Below are 17,709 nucleotides of genomic sequence, written 5' to 3' on the forward strand. Positions count from 1 at the left end.
TAGGCTAGGCATTGCTGTTTCCAAAAAACTATCTATCCAAGAGTAATTATAATATTTGACAAAGAGTACTGTACAAACTGGAGTTGCCCCTATAAAACCGAACCACCTAACTCACCGCTAATAAGCTCCTGATATATTCTCTGGGAGCCATCATTTTTAAGCCTTTATGAGGCGCAACTTCGTTGTAATCGTCAAACCATTCAGGAAGCTTCTTCATAACCGTTTGCGCATCATCAAGATCAAAAAAAGCGACATAATCTCGTTTAAACGTTTTAACAAACGCTTCTGCCATACCATTGCTTTCAGGACTATATGCTGGTGTTGTCCTCACATCAAAGCCCAGGTTTCTTGCAAAAGAAACAGTGTCCCTGGCTACATAACAAGGGCCATTGTCAGTTAACCATTGTATCTGTTTGGGCATGTGTTCTGCTGCACCAAATCGGTATTCTACACTTTCTAGCAATAAATCCCTGATTGCCTGTCCGTCAATGCCCACTGTCGAGGCGATATAGCCTAATACTTCTCTGTCACAAGTATCCATTGCAAAGGCGACATGAACTCTATCACCGTTAGCGCACTGTATGGTAAAACAGTCTGAACACCAGCGAGTATTACTATGCAATGTAATTACTTTCCCATCATGTACTCGTGTTTGTTTTTTGCCATACGCCGGCAGTAATAATTGATTTTGCTTCATAATACGATATACACGTTTATGATTTACGCAGGTAAGACCTCTCTTTTTTAATTCATGATTAAGAAGCGTTGTAACCCTGCGATAGCCATAGCTACTGCGTTTATCCGTTATTTCACGAATGTAAGGCAGTAGTTCCTGATCACGTATTTTAACCGTTTGTTTTCTGGGGTGTTCCATATTTTTCAACCTCTGCATTAAGTGGGAGCGCGAAACCTGCAGTGCCCTGGCAACTGCTCTTATTCGAAATCGCTTATCCCATACAAGGGTTGTCGCGAGATCAGTTTTTTTTCTCGACCCAACTTAACTGCTTCACGCAAGATCTCATTTTCCAATGTCTTTTGTCCAAGAACTTGCTCAAGTTGCTTAATGCGTTTTTTCAACGCTTTGGCTTCGCTTTCAGGGATGACTTCTTCTTCTGTTTTAACGCTGGTCAATGCACCGTTCTCCATTATTTTTCGCCAGTAAAATAGTTGACTGGGAGGAATACCGTGTTTGCGTGCAATAAAGGATACTGTTACGCCTGTTTGGTAGGTTTCATGAACTATTTGTTGTTTTTCGTAAGCTGTCCAACGTTTTCGCTTACGACTGGAGTGAATTATTTCGTTACATTCTATTGTTGTTATAGTCATATTACTAGTCCTATTCCTAGTTGTTAATTTAAAACTAGGTGGACCGGTTTATTTGGGGGGCATTACACAAACAGGCTACCAGTGCTTAATATCATCTTCCGAATATGGCATATCTGTGATAATAAATTTACATTAGTATAAGAGTTAGCTATATGCGCTGTTTAAACCAAAGTTTCCAATCGGGCCTGAATAATGTTGCCCAATATCTCAAGACCTTCACCGTTGTTGAGGTAAGATACATAACGAAGATGCCTCAAATCAAAAGGTATGTCTTCAGCTGATTGAGTAATAAGAATCACTTCTCGACCGATTGTATGTGCAATTCCAATCTCGTAAAATACATTCGGATTACGGGTAGTGCAGTCGCAAATGACCACTCTGGAGCGGTCGATGAGAGATACCACATCTTGAATTACAGCTGGATTCTCCCAAATATCGTCGACACAACGACATTTAAGTCCCATCCTTTTTCCAACATCTTTTAACTCTTCATGGACACGTGTAAATCTCGTCCACTGCCCCACGGGCTAGAACGAACAATTTTAATTGAACAAGGTTTTCTTCCTTTTTCTACCTCTTTGAACCAGATACATGGAAATAATTTTTTTAAGTAAAACTAATGCGTATTCCCAAGCTTATTTTCAACCCAGTTAGCGTGTGAAGTACTGCACTTAATGACATGGTCAAACATTCTTTGCGAAATTTACGATTTTAAATTAAATCTTTCGAAACATCGATCCTTTCTCTGGGGAAAAAATTTGATCATAGATTCTAATTGCATGTGAATCAGTCATTCCAGAAACATAATCAGAAATAATACGAATGTCGTTATTTTTAACATATTCAACGTAAGAATCATCTGGTAGAAGTCGGTCTGGATTTGAGCAAATTGCCTCAAATAGCTTTATGATTATTTGTTCTCCGCAGTACTCCATCATTTGTACATTTTTATTATTAATAACATATTTTACTATTAAATCCTTAAATATTGATAATTCCTTTGTAACATGCTCAGGTAACATGGCCTTATGATCCAATATCCAATGATCAAATACCAATTGTTTCACAATGCGCACATTTTTAATAAAATAGTGTATTAAATCGCTTATAACCCGTTTGCGTTTAACACTTGAATTGGAAAACAAATCATTAATGCAATTGGATAATTGTAACATTTTTTTTAAGTCAGACTGCACTCCATTCAGTTTGTCTAAAACATCACTTTTGAATATTTTTTCTTCGATAAACCCTAGTGCTATTGCGTCCTCTAAATCGTGTATGCCGTATGAGATATCATCCGCTAATTCCATTATGCTGCAATCGAAGCTTTTATATTTTGGCTTATTATGATCATAAATTTGTTGTTCTGAGAAAGAAAATATTTTTTGATCTTGTTCACTAAATAAATCCGTAGCCCATTTAAAAGTCCTATCTTTTTCATAAATACATTTAGGCGGTTTAAAGCTTTTCATTCTTAATGGTGCTTCGTTTAGTTTGTAAATACTTAGGTTCTGAGCTGCATTTAACTCTACTGGATATTTAATTATCCCTAATATTGCCCGTCTTGTAAGATTAAATCCATGCTCTTCACTGTGCTCTCCCAGTACCGTGCAAACTCTGTAGCTTTGAGCATTTCCTTCAAAACCTGAGCCCATTTTATGTAGGCAATAATTTAGTGCCTTTTCACCACCATGACCAAATGGGGGATGACCTATATCATGAGCCAAGCCGATACACTCAATTAGATCTTTAGAAGGAAGTATATTACAGAGATCCTCTTTATCTTGATAAGTATGATTTAGTCGGTCAACAATACCTGAGGAAATTTGAGCCACTTCCATAGAATGAGTTAACCTAGTGCGGTAAAAATCACTTTCCCCTAAACCAAAAATTTGAGTTTTACCTTGCAAACGTCTAAAAGCTGCAGAATGTACAACTCGTGCCCTATCGCGATTAAATTCACATCTAACTTTTGATTCACGTCTTCTATCAAAAAATATCCGATTTTCCCATTCGTCCATTTTGAATAGCCAGTAATCCCTACAATATCCTAAGTATAGTAATATACTTCCAAAGAAGAATACTTATCAAAACGGATGAGTTAGTCCTTAACTATGCATGTCAATGGTGAAAACCACTTTGACTTACAAGGCCTCTTGTTTGATCCCTTAAAGAAGGAGTTGCAAAATAACCACAAAATGTGTTAATTGCGAGAAATCTATATTCTAGATAAGAAAACCTTTTCATTTAAGTTCTCCAGTGCTAAAGAAATCTCGTGCAGCTTTCTTGTAAGGCCCTTTATCAATGAGTTTTGTAATCATACTCGAAAGACATGCTACAACTCCAATTGGTAATCAGCAAAATCGCCGTTGTGAATTGGCATCCATCATCATTCAATCGCCAGAGGCGTTTGGCTTCTATCATTTTTTGAGTTGCACTATAATCTTAAAAAAACGGATTTCCAAAATGAAATTATTTAAAAAACATCCTATTTTATCAATTATCACGATTTTAATCCTAATAATTGTCCTGTTTATACTCAACCATAATTTTTTAATTATCGAAAAAAACTCGCAATCCCTAGAAGCATCACTTCTGAATTATGTTTTAGGGATTTTTGTGTCATCAGTTTTTCTTATTATTGGTTATATTAAATTCGACGAAGCAAATCGACAGGCCAAAACACAAAATCTATTAAGGATTGATGAGCGCTGGGGAAGTTGTGAAATAATTGCAGCAAGGGAGGTGATCCATTGCTTATATTTAGATGCTAGAAAAATATATCCTGATCCAAAACACAACAAACAATGGAGAGAAATAATTGGGGAAGGAATAAAATACCTCCATAAAAATGAAGATCAAGTACCCAATTTTATCAAGCTCCTTAACTTTTTGGATTTTCTCGAAACAATTGGGTTGTAACCCTCCCGTAAAATAGCACCATTCAAAAATAGAGTTTCTCCGGCATAATAGGCAAGAGGAGGAGAAACGATGAAACGCAGCCGATTTACAGAGCATCAAATATTAAATATTTTAAAATATGTAGAGAATGGCCGTCTGGTAAAGGATGTCTGCCGTGAGCATGGAATATCCGATGCCACGTATTACAACTGGAAAGCTAAATATGGCGGGATGGAGGCCTCAGATATTAAACGAATGAAGCAACTTGAGGAAGAAAATGCAAAGCTGAAACGGATGTTCGCTGATTTGTCGCTGGAAAACCGTGCGTTGAAGGATGTGATAGAAAAAAAGCTTTAAAGCCGGCAGAGAAAAGGGAAATGGCTGATTATCTGGTAAATGAATACGGCATGAGTCTTAGACAGAGCTGTGCCGCCTTAAGCCTGAGTCGCACAGGTTACTATTATCAGCCGGCAGTAAATAAGGATGAGACGGTGATTAAAGAGCTGATGGAAGTTACCGAACGCTATCCGCGTTATGGCTTCAGGAAAGTGTTTGTCAAACTGAGGCAGGCGGGGTTTACATGGAATCACAAAAGGGTTTACCGGGTTTACTGTGAATTGCAGTTGAATATCCGCCGTAAAGGAAAGCGGAGATTGCCTACACGCAACCCAGAGCCTCTTGCGGTTCCCGCTACAGTTAACCATACTTGGTCTGCTGATTTTATGAGCGACGCATTGAACTGTGGCAGACGATTCAGGACATTTAATGTGGTTGATGATTTCAACCGGGAAGCACTGGCCATTGAAGTGGATCTGAGCCTGCCTGCCCGACGGGTTACCCGGGTGCTTGACAGCATTGCTGCCAGTCGAGGATATCCGGCAAAACTGCGTCTTGATAATGGGCCTGAGTTTATCTCTCTGGTATTGGCTGACTGGGCTGAAAAACACGGAGTTACTCTTGAGTTTATTCAACCCGGAAAACCTACTCAAAATTCATTTATTGAACGGTTTAATCGAACTTATCGCAATGAAATACTGGATTTTTATTTGTTCAGAAATCTCAATGAAGTTCGGGAAATAACCGGGAAATGGATGAAAGAATATAACGAAGAAAGACCGCATGAATCACTGGGAGATCTGTCACCATTTGATTATAGATTGATTAAAAATAAGTCGGAAAACTCTAGTTTCGGTTGGCACTAATAAGGGGAGGTTTACAGGGTACTTAAACTCAACCCAGGCAATTGATTTAATTGAAGCTAGAGAGTTATTAGGAAACTCAATTATTTATTATTTTGATATATTTAAACCATTTATTGAAATGAGGCGGTCTGAAACAAATGATAATAAGTTCTATGAGCATTTTGAGAATTTATATAATGATGTTAAAAACTATACAGCACCACCATGCAGGTGTTTTTTCTGTAATTTTTTTAATAAATAGTTTTTGACTAAATCCTAAATACAAAAAAACTGTCGCGCATTATTTCAAATATAAGATTGCCATTTAAATGAATCAAGCCAGCTAAATTAATTTCTCATTATGTGAATAATTACAAAGATCTAATAACTCCATGACATTCATATTTAGTCCTCCTCATTAAAGTTCTCAAAAGCTAAAGAAATCTCGTGTAGCTTTTCTTGTAAGAGCCTTTTATCGATGAGTTTTGTTTCATATTCAGCAATCATAGTCGGAGACATACTACGACTCATCGCATATTTAACAACTTCATCGTCCTTACTTTTACAGATGAGGATCCCAATACTGGGATTCTCATGTGGTTTTTTAATATCGCGATCCAAGGCTTCTAAATAAAATTGTAGTTGTCCTACATGTGATGGGTGAAACTCTGAAATTTTCAACTCTAACGCACACATGGCGTTCAATCCGCGATGGAACATGAGTAAATCTATTCTGAAGTCCTTATTTCCAACTTGGATTGGATATTCCTCTCCCATCAAGGTAAAATCAGGACCTAACTCAAGCAGAAATTTTCTTAGATTTTTCACTAAAGCACGCCTTAAATCACCTTCCAGATGATCTTCGGATAAATTTAAAAATTCAAAAACATAGCTGTCCTTAAAAACACCGGCAGTATTTTCTGGGAATTCTGCCAACACTGTTGACAGTTTTTGATTCGCCAATACTGTACGCTCGAATGTTGAGCTATCTATTAGCCTGGCAAGATCACGAGCAGAATAATTACATTTTGCCGCAAGCATTAGATAGTATTCCTTTTCTTCAATCGTCTTTGTTTTTGAAAGAATATGAAGATGATTGGACCATCCAATTTCTGTCAACAGTGTTGACAGTTTTGGGTGAGGCGAATATGTTTCATAAAATTTCTTCATTCTCCAAATATTTCTGGCTGAGAAACCCTGAATTGAAGGATTCTTTGAGGCTATAAAAAGTGCTAACTCCTCAACAATACCCTGCCCCCAACTGCCTGTTATAGTTTTTTGGCTAATGTAAGCACCAATATCCCAATAGAGTAAAATCAATGCACTATTCACTTGCTGCCAAACTTTCGATTTGGCCAATATTATCATTCGATGGATCTCATCGAAGTCATTTTCATAGCTATTTATTAATGGTTTTGTCATTTTAATCTCTACATATTCAGGTATCGATACAAGCTAGGCCGGGATATCTTTAAAGCACTACATATTTCATCGATTGAAATATGTTTATCCTGATGCATTCTTTTGGCCGCAATTACTTTGGGGTGATCTGCACTGATTTTTGGCCGCCCTCCTTTTCTTCCGCGAGCTCGAGCGGCTGTTAATCCTGCCAGTGTACGCTCCTGGATTAAGCGCCTCTCAAATTGGGCCATAGAGGAGAAGATATTGAACACTAATTCACCGGAGGCTGTCGTAGTATCGATAGCACCATCACATAAAGAGCGAAACCCTACTTTCTTCTCTTTCAATGTTTCTATTAAAGAGACTAAATGAACCATTGAACGTCCTAGTCTATCTAATCGCCAAACAATCAACACATCTCCTGTTTTAAGATTTTCCAGACATTCCTTAAGTCCTGGCCGTTCTGCTTTTATGCCCGATACCTTATCTATAAAAATATTCTTCCGAATGCATCCTGCTTTTATTAAGGCATCGATCTGTAAATTCAGATTCTGCTCTAAGGTACTTACGCGTGCATAACCGATTAGTCGGCCAATATGGTCTGTCATCTCATAAATATTCAATATTAATAAGTTTTTGATTATATGTTAATTAGATGGGTTTACAATACATTACGAAGCTTATTTTATAAAGCTCGACATTATTAGAGACTCATGTCTCAAAAAACGACCGTTTTATGATACTTACAATTTAGCATTAAAAAATTTAAATATATTGCCTAATATTTCCAGTCATAGTACTCAATTTCTTTGTTCCCTAGAGTTCGACACGAGTGTTTTGAAATTGCTTTTTATCTTCCAACTACCTGGTCTTAAAGCATGAAGCGGTGGATTTTGATGGGTAACAAAAGTATCGGTCTCTTTAATCTCCATGTGCTAACAAACTAGGCACTAGATAGAATGTTTACTAGGAATTTAAATATTCAAAATGACGCATCTGAGGAGCAATAACCAACGCCTAATAACGTAGTAGCTACACACGTAGTAATACCTGAGGGTAACTTTCGTCCTATCGCAACCAATAAGAGCGCTAAAATTAAAGTGCGCTGCCTAACATGGCGGAGGCATGTTTCTCTGAATCCAGGTAGCAGGTTCAAATTTACCTGGACAAATCATTTAAACGTATTGAATCAAGATTCATTGCTTCGGCGCACTGAAGGAAAAATACAAAAGAAAATGTTCCACGATTAATTTTAACATTAATGCTATTTGGCGTTGCTTTGACCCCTAAACCAAGCAGTGCATGACTTAAGTCATCATAAGACATACCTTTTCTTATTAATTCGGATTTAAGTAAGTTAACTGCTCGCCTATGCCAGTCTATATTACATTTCACTTTAGTTGGTCTCTAACGCTTTTCATTATTCTATAAAAGAGACATGTGAACGTCAAACTTCGAATTGACAGTGACCTATAAACTATATATATTTCATATATGAAATATAAACTACTAATATGTAATACAAACAAGAATATGGAGTGAATAGCATAATGGGAAAGAGCAGCATGTCCATCACTAAAGATGTAGATAACGACTGCCCTCTTTGTTTGGATAAAGGTTATTCCGTTGCTGCCTTGCACAACAAAGAGTATAGTATTTCAGAAAACCATGGAAAATTTTCAGGAGCAAGCGCAGGCCTAATAATTGGCTTGGGTGTTGGAATTGCTTCCGGAACATATGAGGATAAGGGTACTCAAGCTACAAAAAGAGCATTGGTTTTTGCCGAACCTGACGCACCTACGCAAATAAGTGAAGGGGTGTCGATAGGTCCGCTCACACGGAGCTGCTTTGCGCTATGTATTCTCATATGGTTAACAACTGTAACTTCAAATCCAAGTTCAAATACTCTCTTTAATCCGCTGGAAAAAATAATTTTTAATTTACAACACTACTATTCCCCGACAATGATGCCTGTTATTTTTCTTGCTGGATTTATTTCATTCCTCTTTGATTTAATCAAAGATAATCGTGAAAAAGATAACCAAATTGAAAGAGAAAATAAAAACATACAGGCTGTATATAACAAAAAGTTAGCGTTTTATAATGCGATGCGCTACTGCGAAAACTGTAATCTACTATATGATAATAAACGAAATAAAACCCAAACAGCTAATACAGAAGGATTTCAGATGATGTTATTTGTTCCGTAAGTTATAATATTTAGCACATTAATCAATATGAATAAAGAATCATGGAATTAACTATTACGAATAGCCTAATTATTCTACTGGGGATTGTCATAACTTGGCTGGTACTTTTTTCATTACTTACCGAAAAAAATACAAACATGGTAGGAATTAAATTAGGCATTCTTGTCCTCCTGTTTTCACCCTTTATTGCTTCGGCTAGTTATTCTCTTTATGCAACATGGTCACGACAATGGTTTATGATGTCTGGGGTGAACGGAGAAATTCAATTAGCGGCTTCACCATTAAAAGACCCTCGGCCGGGATCCTGGTAAAAAAGGGTCATGTGTAATTTTTTATCAGACAGTTGTCTGTAATTAAAGTTCATTTTGAAGAAAGGATATGCTTTTGTATAAAGTGTTTTGTAAGATTTATTACTTTTTCCGATTGCTCCTTGTGAGGCATATGTTTGCAATTTTTAATTATTGATAACTGACCCACTCCACCTGTATTTTTAGCAATAAACTCAGGAAAAGCGATCGAACCATACTCATCATCTTCACCGTGAATCGCCAACACCGGACATTTAACATGCTGTATACAGTTTTGCAGACTCCAAGAAGAAAACTCGGAGGATAACCAAATATCTGTCCATGCACGAAGTACCCATAAAGCTTTTTCTCCATGCCATTTTTCTAATTTTTGTAATTGCCCACTTGATTCAAAAAACTCTTTAGCTTTTTTTATTCCGTCTATCGTTTTGTCCTCTACAAATGCCTGTGCAGCAACAGTAATCACTCCTTTACAATATCGATCTAGTGCTGCAATACATATAGACATTGCTCCACCAACGCTATGTCCAAAAAGTATGTATTCTTGAATATTAAGCTTTTCTTTAATTATTGGAAAATACTTGGAAGCTTCCTCATGTATAAATTCTATAGAAGGTAGTTTTTCTCTTGAATCTGATTTTCCAAAACCTAACCGATCATATGCAATAACTGGTTGAGAAAGATTTTCAGATAATTCTTTTGGAAAATTTCGCCATAAGTCAACAGAGCCTAATGAGTCATGCAATAGAATAATGGGAGTTTCTTCCGTAACGGTTGCAGGAGTCCATTTTTTCACATATATTTTGCCATCAGGAATTGTAATATATAGCTCATTTGTTTCCACATTCTCTCCCTTTTATTCTTAATTATTATCCTATAAAAATACTTCAGTGTATTTTTTCACTTAACCATGAGCGCTCGTCTAACAGATGTCCTACCTATTTTTAATTGTCTAGCAATTTCCGATTTACTCATTCCTTGGCGATCTAACTCTTTAATTTTTTCAGAAAGTAAACTAGCAGTAGGTGGTCTTCCATGATTTTTCCCTTTAGTTCTTGCGTGTGCAATACCTGCTTTAACCCGTTCACGAAGGATTTCTCTTTCAAACTCAGCAAAAATTGCTAACAAACCTGCCATAGCTCTGCCTGTTGCGGTGGTTAAGTCTAAGGCTTCAGTTAATGAAATGAAACCAACACCAAGAGTGTTTAATTCATTCAGTGTGTGAAAAAGATCATTGACTGAACGACCCCAGCGATCTAACTTCCAAACAATAATTACATCGATCTGGCGTCGTTTTGCTTGGTTGATAAGTTCTTCACGTTGAGGTCGAGAATCTTTTGCACCTGATCCAATTTCAGCAACTTCTATTTCAATTTGCCAATCACGAGCTCTAGCATATTTTTTCATCGCTTCAATTTGCATATCTAAAGTATGCTGATCATGTGTTGAAACTCTGGCATAAATTCCTGCTTTCATACCTGGCCAAAAACCCCTGAAAACTCGTCCGTCTAAAACCCTTTAAATATAAGGATCGAAAGCCTTGATTTTTACATGGCCATAAACTACTGTTTTCGGCCGCCACAAAAGATACCTTAAATTCACAATGACAGCAATTCATGACACCGCTTATCCAAGATTGAAACCAAATCCTGACGAACAGGAACTCAAACAGAATTTTTTGCCAATAAAAGCAGAGCTTGAACTACTGAATAAAAGCACCAGTGAGAAATCACCTCATAGCCGACTTGGTTTTATGCTTTCACTAAAATGTTATCAATGTTTAGGCTATCACATTCCAATCAACACAATTCCTAAACCGATTATCGAATATATTGCAAACAACATTGATATCAAAGTGGATAAAGTAAAGCTACAAAATTACATGCAGCTCAAACAACGCAAGCGTCACAAAATAATTATCCGTAAATTTCTGTCCATTAATGAATGCAAGCAGCAACGCAAGTCAATCATGAAGTCTGCTGGATTAAAATCTGCTTCCATTAAAGAAAATTTAGCTGACATAATCAATGATATGCTCGAAGAACTCATCAAAAACAATTTTGAAATTCCGGCATTTTCAACATTGCTGAGACTTGCACGTGCTGCTCGAGCTATTGTTAGCTCGGTACTGTATCAAAAAATTAGCGACCAACTTACCGATGAGACTAAACAATTTTTTGATAAGTTATTGCTATCCACCTCACCAGTTCATGATTTCACTAGTGGTTGGGAATATCTTAAACAAGAAATGAAAAAACCTTCTGTCACAAACATCCGAGAATTTACCGATTACCTGGATCAATTACGTAAATGGCGAGATGAAAGCCCAATTGATCTTTCTGATATTCCTGAGCACCGTTTAGATCAATATGTTGCTGAGGCAATGGCTTTAGATATTGCCGATATGCGCCGTATTAAAGAAGCCAAAAGATATGCTTTATCAGCCATGTTGTTATATCATCAGTACGCAAAATCACTTGATAGCATTGTCACTGTGCTGACACGCTGGCTGCGTAAAATAAAAACTGATGCAGCGGAAGCACTACAAGAAATCAGAAATTCCAACCAAAAAATAACAGATCAACTTATTGGCAGCCTTAAACAAGTTCTCGTCGCAAGCAAACAAACTGCCCGAACCCCAGAAGAAAAATTAGTGCTTATTGAGCAAAGTTTGCCAAATGATATCGATGCTTCAATTGAAGCCTGCGAACAATATCTGGCTTATGCTGATGATAACGATTTACCTTTAATGTTGAAGTATTATCAAGCAAAAAGACATACTATGCTTCGTTTGCTGAAGCAGATAGAGATCAAATCAGCTTCAAAAGATGTGCTAGTAGAAAAGTTAGTCGAATTCATATTGGTACACCAACGAAGCCATGGAGAATATGTTGCAATCAATCCAGAAGAGTTTAGCAATTTAGAATGGATTGATGACCAATGGTTTCAGTTCATTACCGAGGGCAAAACCAAGCGTTACACCAATCAAATTCGAACCGTTAATAAACAGAAGTTAGAATTGGCTATTTTTAGATTTGCCATGGATGAAATTAACTGTGCCGATGCCTTTGCTCTTAACAGCTATGAGAACGATGATCCCAATAAGCAATTTATTCCATGGGACGAATTTTACCAAAACCTAAAGCCTTATGCTGAGCTGATAGGTAAGTCTGACGACCCCAGGCTATTTGTAAAAGAACTACAGGTAGAGCATCAGCAAGCTGCTGAAAAGGTGAATCAAAATTTTGTCGATAATGAATATTTGAACATTATCAACGGTGAGCCAGTATTAAAGCGAGCTATCAGTAAGAAAGTGAGTCAGCAACAAGAAAAATTTTCAAATTTGGTAGCATCCAAAATGCCGCTGACGGATATCGTCTCTGTACTTACTGACGTGGAAAATTGGCTTGGTATCAGTCGCCATTTAAAACCCTTATCAGGGTACGAACCCAAAATAGATGATTATGATTTACGGTTTATTGCTACCAGTTTCGCATATGGTTGTAATGTTGGCCCAGTTCAAGCTGAACGATGCTTGAAAAAATATTCACGTAAACAAATTGCTTGGCTATTCAATCACCACATTACAGAGCTCCGTCTCAATAAAATTAGTGAAGTCATTATCAAGGCATACAAACAGTTTGAGCTGCCTTACATTTGGGGCAATGGTGAAAGTGCTTCTGTTGATGGGACTTATTGGGATATGTATACCAATAATCTACTGGCAGAGCACCATATTCGTTATGGAAAATATGGAGGGATTGGCTATTATCACGTTTCTGATCAGTATGTTGCTTTGTTTGGAAACTTTATCCCGTGTGGTGTTTATGAGGCCATGTACATTTTCGATGGGATTTATGAAAGTAATGAAACCTTACGCCCAGATACAATCCATGGGGATACGCATGCGCAAAACGAAGTGGTATTTGGGTTTGCCTATTTGTTGGCAATAACACTTATGCCCAGAATACGTAGTTTCAAGCATCTCAATTTTTATCGACCAGCCGAAATGAATGAAAAATCATACCAACATATCAATGATATTTTTACATCGAAAGAGCCCAACTGGCAACTCATAGAGTCAATGTACTACGATATGTTGCGCGTTGTTATGTCAATCCAAAGTGGCAAAATTAAAGCGTCAACTATATTGAAAAAGCTGCGCTCCAATAGCAAAAAGAATAAGCTGCATCAAGCGTTCCGTGAATTGGGACGAGTGGTACGAACCATTTTTCTTTTAAAGTATATTGCTGATGTTGACCTTCGTAAAAAGATTCAAGCAGCTACTTGTAAAAGTGAGGAGTTTAATGATTTTATTGATTGGATCACCTTTGGCAAAGACGGTGTTATTCACGAAAATAATAGTATAATTCAGCAAAAAATTATTGCGTTTGGCAGGATGGTTGCTAATGCGGTGATGTTCTACACTGTTGCCAACACAACCAATGTTTTGAACCAACTTTCTGCTGAAGAAGTCAAATATAGTAAGGATGATTTATCGATTTTATCAGCGTATTTCAGGGAGAATATTAATCGCTATGGTGTTTTTGATTTGTCCAGGTCACGACAGACAATGCCATTACAATTTGGTATTAATAGGGATTAAAAATTGAACATGACCCTTTTTTACCAGGATCCCGGCCGGGGGTCTTAAATCCTGGCGTTGCCACTCTTTGTGTTCATCAAGCCATTTTTCTTTTAATCGCGACACTGTATTGGCTGACAGTCCGCGCGCACTCTCGCCAACTAACGCGGATAAGGCTTCTGTATAATCTCCTGTTGATAACCCTTTTAAATACAGCCAAGGAATGAGTTCTTCCATGCTCTTCGTCCGTCTCAAGTAGGGCGGCAACAACTGACTGCTAAAATGAATACCTGAACCGCTACGATCTCGTACCTTCGGGACTTGAACCTCTACTTCTCCTATCCCCGTCTGAAGCTGTCTCGCGGGGAGATAACCATTCCTGACTACTGCTGGACGACCATCCAGTAAACGCACGTCTGAGTACGCTGAGAGCATCTCTGATAGTTCGGCCTCAACCGCTTTCCTTATCAACTCTTTTGCTCCTTGTCTCAACACCTCCGTTAACGGGTCTTCAAAGCCCTTGGCTACCGCTGGTGTCGATGACTGCTTTAGATTACAATCCTTCATGGCGTATCTCCTTTGTTGATTTGTGTTCCGACAAGAACAAGCAACAGAATACGCCACCTAATTTATTTTGTCATACACCACTTTCGACTATAACTCAACGCTGGTTCGTTCACGATAAGATCGCACTCAAACTCAGCGATACCGAACTTTGAATAGATTTCAATAAAATTACGTTTAAGTTAGTACGCTTCAAGGAAATACTTGGCATCCTGACCAAAATAGTAGATTGTTTTTTTATTTAAAAATACACTGACATATACAACGCCTGCTTTAGCAAGCTCTCTGTGGAACTCAATAATCGATAGTTTTTTTTCTTCGAGATCCTCAATTGCACTTTTAACCTTGGCTACATCCAATGTATCTCCAATAATGTATGGGGCACTATCTGATTTTTCAATTTCGGATACAGGTAGTCGATACAACATTGTCTCTTTAGAATAAAAATAGAGACTATTTTCTAAGACATCATAAGTTTGCCTAATGATTCCTAACGACATTAATGTATTCGTAAACTCTGTGAAATCACCTGGTGATTGGGCTCTGTCCAGACAAAGGGTCTTTATTTTTTTCTGTATCTCAGATGGGTTATTTTCCATTGCCAAACTCCTAGCAAACATTGTGGTTGTTACAATCATTAAAATGATGGCTGGCCATATCTTAATGCGCTTTATAAAAACAAGCATACTACCTCTTTCTATTGGTTAAATTTTCCTCAATCCATGTTAAGAGATCCTTTTGAAACTAAACCTGGCTGAGGCACGGGGAAATATAACACAATGTTATTGAGGATTTTCTTATCTGAAATTAAAATTTTTGCAGCAGAACACCCAATCTGAAACGCTAGGCCTATTCATAGATTTAGTTTAGTCTGCGATCGGTTTAGCAATAACCGGTCCCTGGTCCATTGAATTTCTAATTATTGAAACCCTGTTCGGGGTACTTTTGGGGAATAGCATTAAACCTATGACATGGTCCATGCTACTCCGAATCTCGTCAGCGTGATATTTTCTTCCTCGCCACCGTGAGTATGCTTATACTATGCTCAGCTATAAAATCATTTCCCTCCATATCCCATTGTTTTATGACGTCAAACCCATTTCGTTCAAGAATGGTCTGTAATTCGAAGGCGGTATAGATTTGAAGACTGAAACGGTGGTTGCGACTTACCGGTTCATCCGAGCCGTTGGAAATTAGGTAGTGGTCATGCGAGGTAAGAAGCCCTTTTTCCCTATCCACCTCAGAATACTGTTTATGGCGGATATGTACTTCATTAACAAAGTGCTCTGTATCCATTACATACTCTCTTAACCTTTCGGCCGTGATGGCTTCCAGGTTGAAAATATCAAAAACATAAATGCCTTTCTCGTTAAGATTAGACTTTATATTGTGTAGAGCCTTTTCAAAATTTACTTTCGTTAGATGACCGATTGCATTGAAAATGGTAATCACTGCATCAAACTGTCCTGCGGCAAGCGTTCGCATATCACCGTCAATAAAAGGGATATCTTTATTGATTGCTTTGGCTTTCTCCCGTGCAAACTCAAGTAATTTTGGGCTGAAGTCACTGCCCACCACGTTATAGCCTCTTTCGGCAAGATAAAATACTTGCGAGCCAGTTCCGCAAGTCATATCAAGGACCGTTTTAACTCCCTGGTCTCTTAAAAGTTTCTCAATCAACGCATTTTTATAGTCTGTTTGCTCACTGACATTATGTGCATCGAAGTATTCAGGCATTTGCTGATATTCCAATGGTAATCCAAGCTCGTATTCGTTGTTCATTTTCCTTCATCTCCGGCAAATTGTTCGCTTTCCTCTCTTGATGAGTCTTGGGAATTCGATACCAGGTTAAACTCCATGGTCAATCGAACGTACAAACGATTGAATGATGGTGGCAAATTCCTTGGGCTTATCATAATGAAGCCCGTGCCCCGCCCCTTTTATTCTCTTAATCTTCATACTTTGATAATCAATGGTCAGTGCTCTAATTGTTTCTGGAGAAATCACACTGCGTTCCACAATGACAAGCAACATGGGAATGTCAATCTCCTTAAGTAATTGCCTGAAACAAGGGATGGGAGGTCGCAACACTTGAAATGCATTGATGCGTGTTTGATACCGAGCTCTCGCCAGGCGAGTCAGCATAGTGAGCGAGCGATTAGGATGTTTCGTCTGTAAGTACGACAAATAGTCTCGCCATGGCGTCTTTAGCCATTGTCGATGCTGTTCTACAATATCGCTAGCATACACTTGATGCTGTAATTTGCTCTCTAAAAAAGCAGGCTCAGCTAGAACAAGCCCTCGAAGCCTCGTTTTTTTCTGAGACGCCAGCAAAGCGGCTGTCATGCCTCCCATTGAATGACCAATTACCACTGAAGGAGCGAGCCTTAATGCGTTAATTAGACCCTCTACATCTTGGGCATGATTCTCATATCGATATTCATCAGCAGGCGAAGAGGATTGTCCATGCCCTCTCGCGTCAGGCATGAGAACATCGCCGTCCAACATCAGATACGACGCTACGTCTGCCCAGCAGTTTCCGTTCGCAATTAATCCATGGAGCAGAATTAGGGGAATTGTCCAGCCGCCTGTTCTCGTATAATGCATACTAATACCATTAGTATTACAAAAGCCCCTGTTCCAATTGTACTCTGTGATTCTCTTAAGATTTATATTCAAAATAATTTATTAATCAAACTTGCTTTAACAATCAGGCCTATATACCCTTTAAAATAAAACTAATAACCCTTATTTTCTATGAAAGCAATTCAAATTAATATTCCCGCTGATATTCACTTTTCCCAATTGACCTGTAAACGCCTACCCACGAGTAATTTACTCTTCAATTGGGAACCCATTGAAGCCCTTTGTAAAGCGAACAACATGGATATTGGCTTTTTTAAGGAAACAAATGAAGAAAATGTCGTTGATTTGATTTGGGATTGGTATTTCCAATGCCGTAATGACGGCGTAATCGATTCAACAATGGAAGAGATGATCAATGAAGTAGCTACAGAAGAACAGAGAGGGCAAGCGTTTTCTTTTCCCACGGCCACATCCTAATCTAAGAAATAAATTATAGAGCTACCCGGCTTACCCTCTTTAACTCCCTGTTAGATGCTGTTCAATTGAACAACCAGCAGCATAGGACTACTTCGCATTAGGCTTCATCGCAATCGAATTGGCCACCACGTTGTAATCGCTAATCCCTCTTATTTGAGAAATGTCTTACA

General features: G+C 38.0%; 17 protein-coding genes and 1 pseudogene. 6 read left to right on the forward strand and 12 right to left on the reverse strand.

Annotation, left to right across the window (positions count from 1 at the left end; translation table 11 throughout):
- Window positions 1–106: 106 nt before the first annotated feature.
- The 3 genes from DYH42_RS15615 to DYH42_RS15625 form a co-directional block, all read right to left on the reverse strand.
- Window positions 107–1,326 (reverse strand): IS3 family transposase gene (locus DYH42_RS15615; RefSeq protein ID WP_420324124.1). Its coding sequence is split into 2 segments (ribosomal slippage): window positions 107–984 and window positions 984–1,326, totalling 1,221 coding nucleotides; the frame shifts between segments, so codons are not numbered across the junction.
- Window positions 1,327–1,487: 161 nt separating this feature from the next.
- Window positions 1,488–1,790 carry a hypothetical protein gene (locus tag DYH42_RS15620; RefSeq protein ID WP_202814593.1) on the reverse strand — a complete coding sequence of 101 codons (303 nt, stop codon included), beginning with the start codon at window positions 1,788–1,790 and terminating at the stop codon, window positions 1,488–1,490.
- A 252-nt stretch (window positions 1,791–2,042) separates the two neighbouring features.
- Entirely contained in the window at window positions 2,043–3,347 is a 1,305-nt protein-coding gene (locus tag DYH42_RS15625) for an anti-phage deoxyguanosine triphosphatase (protein ID WP_058523787.1), read from the reverse strand.
- 283 nt (window positions 3,348–3,630) lie between these two features.
- Between DYH42_RS15625 and DYH42_RS15630 the strand changes: the two genes are divergently transcribed.
- The 3 genes from DYH42_RS15630 (at window position 3,631) to DYH42_RS16945 (ending at window position 5,670) form a co-directional block, all read left to right on the forward strand.
- Window positions 3,631–4,248: a hypothetical protein gene (locus DYH42_RS15630; RefSeq protein ID WP_058523788.1), complete on the forward strand. Its 618-nt coding sequence runs from the start codon at window positions 3,631–3,633 to the stop codon at window positions 4,246–4,248.
- Between the two features lie 69 nt (window positions 4,249–4,317).
- Window positions 4,318–5,429, forward strand: a protein-coding gene (locus DYH42_RS15635) for an IS3 family transposase (RefSeq protein WP_115316899.1) whose coding sequence is annotated in 2 segments (ribosomal slippage) — window positions 4,318–4,570 and window positions 4,570–5,429 — 1,113 coding nt in all. Because the reading frame shifts where the segments join, the coding sequence is not laid out codon by codon here.
- A 49-nt stretch (window positions 5,430–5,478) separates the two neighbouring features.
- Complete coding sequence (locus tag DYH42_RS16945; protein WP_420324126.1) at window positions 5,479–5,670, forward strand: DUF4760 domain-containing protein; 192 nt, start codon at window positions 5,479–5,481, stop codon at window positions 5,668–5,670.
- Between the two features lie 143 nt (window positions 5,671–5,813).
- Here the strand turns inward: DYH42_RS16945 and DYH42_RS15640 are convergent, their stop codons facing one another.
- The 3 genes from DYH42_RS15640 to DYH42_RS16680 all read right to left on the reverse strand — a co-directional run bounded on the left by DYH42_RS15640 (window position 5,814) and on the right by DYH42_RS16680 (window position 8,204).
- On the reverse strand, window positions 5,814–6,830 hold the full coding sequence (locus DYH42_RS15640) for a PDDEXK nuclease domain-containing protein (protein WP_058523943.1): 1,017 nt from the start codon (window positions 6,828–6,830) through the stop codon (window positions 5,814–5,816).
- Between the two features lie 8 nt (window positions 6,831–6,838).
- Complete coding sequence (locus DYH42_RS15645) at window positions 6,839–7,417, reverse strand: recombinase family protein (protein ID WP_058523944.1); 579 nt, start codon at window positions 7,415–7,417, stop codon at window positions 6,839–6,841.
- Window positions 7,418–7,967: 550 nt separating this feature from the next.
- Window positions 7,968–8,204 carry a DUF6471 domain-containing protein gene (locus DYH42_RS16680; RefSeq protein ID WP_272946876.1) on the reverse strand — a complete coding sequence of 79 codons (237 nt, stop codon included), beginning with the start codon at window positions 8,202–8,204 and terminating at the stop codon, window positions 7,968–7,970.
- A gap of 170 nt (window positions 8,205–8,374) precedes the next feature.
- Between DYH42_RS16680 and DYH42_RS15650 the strand changes: the two genes are divergently transcribed.
- On the forward strand, window positions 8,375–9,019 hold the full coding sequence (locus DYH42_RS15650) for a hypothetical protein (RefSeq protein WP_131793068.1): 645 nt from the start codon (window positions 8,375–8,377) through the stop codon (window positions 9,017–9,019).
- 360 nt (window positions 9,020–9,379) lie between these two features.
- Here DYH42_RS15650 and DYH42_RS15660 read toward each other — a convergent pair whose 3' ends face one another.
- Window positions 9,380–10,171 (reverse strand): alpha/beta fold hydrolase, encoded by a 792-nt coding sequence (locus tag DYH42_RS15660; RefSeq protein ID WP_058522410.1) that lies wholly within the window; start codon window positions 10,169–10,171, stop codon window positions 9,380–9,382.
- Between the two features lie 56 nt (window positions 10,172–10,227).
- Complete coding sequence (locus DYH42_RS15665) at window positions 10,228–10,803, reverse strand: recombinase family protein (RefSeq protein ID WP_058522411.1); 576 nt, start codon at window positions 10,801–10,803, stop codon at window positions 10,228–10,230.
- 127 nt (window positions 10,804–10,930) lie between these two features.
- Between DYH42_RS15665 and DYH42_RS15670 the strand changes: the two genes are divergently transcribed.
- Window positions 10,931–13,933, forward strand: coding sequence for a Tn3 family transposase (locus DYH42_RS15670; RefSeq protein WP_058522412.1), 3,003 nt, complete (start codon window positions 10,931–10,933; stop codon window positions 13,931–13,933).
- Between the two features lie 45 nt (window positions 13,934–13,978).
- Here DYH42_RS15670 and DYH42_RS15675 read toward each other — a convergent pair.
- From DYH42_RS15675 to DYH42_RS15690, 4 genes and pseudogenes are all read right to left on the reverse strand, one after another.
- Window positions 13,979–14,479 (reverse strand): annotated as a pseudogene (locus tag DYH42_RS15675) (transposase); the annotation flags it as partial.
- Between the two features lie 179 nt (window positions 14,480–14,658).
- On the reverse strand, window positions 14,659–15,162 hold the full coding sequence (locus DYH42_RS15680; RefSeq protein WP_058524204.1) for a DUF1398 family protein: 504 nt from the start codon (window positions 15,160–15,162) through the stop codon (window positions 14,659–14,661).
- Between the two features lie 310 nt (window positions 15,163–15,472).
- Window positions 15,473–16,258 (reverse strand): class I SAM-dependent methyltransferase, encoded by a 786-nt coding sequence (locus tag DYH42_RS15685; RefSeq protein ID WP_058524205.1) that lies wholly within the window; start codon window positions 16,256–16,258, stop codon window positions 15,473–15,475.
- Window positions 16,259–16,324: 66 nt separating this feature from the next.
- The gene (locus tag DYH42_RS15690) at window positions 16,325–17,083 is read right to left on the reverse strand and encodes an alpha/beta fold hydrolase (protein ID WP_058524206.1); all 759 of its coding nucleotides are present in this window, start codon (window positions 17,081–17,083) and stop codon (window positions 16,325–16,327) included.
- A gap of 150 nt (window positions 17,084–17,233) precedes the next feature.
- Here DYH42_RS15690 and DYH42_RS15695 point away from each other — a divergent pair, with 150 nt between their 5' ends.
- Window positions 17,234–17,539 carry a hypothetical protein gene (locus tag DYH42_RS15695; protein ID WP_058524207.1) on the forward strand — a complete coding sequence of 102 codons (306 nt, stop codon included), beginning with the start codon at window positions 17,234–17,236 and terminating at the stop codon, window positions 17,537–17,539.
- Window positions 17,540–17,709 lie beyond the last annotated feature (170 nt).

This window comes from Legionella birminghamensis (genome assembly GCF_900452515.1).
In the GTDB taxonomy this organism is placed as follows: domain Bacteria; phylum Pseudomonadota; class Gammaproteobacteria; order Legionellales; family Legionellaceae; genus Legionella_C; species Legionella_C birminghamensis.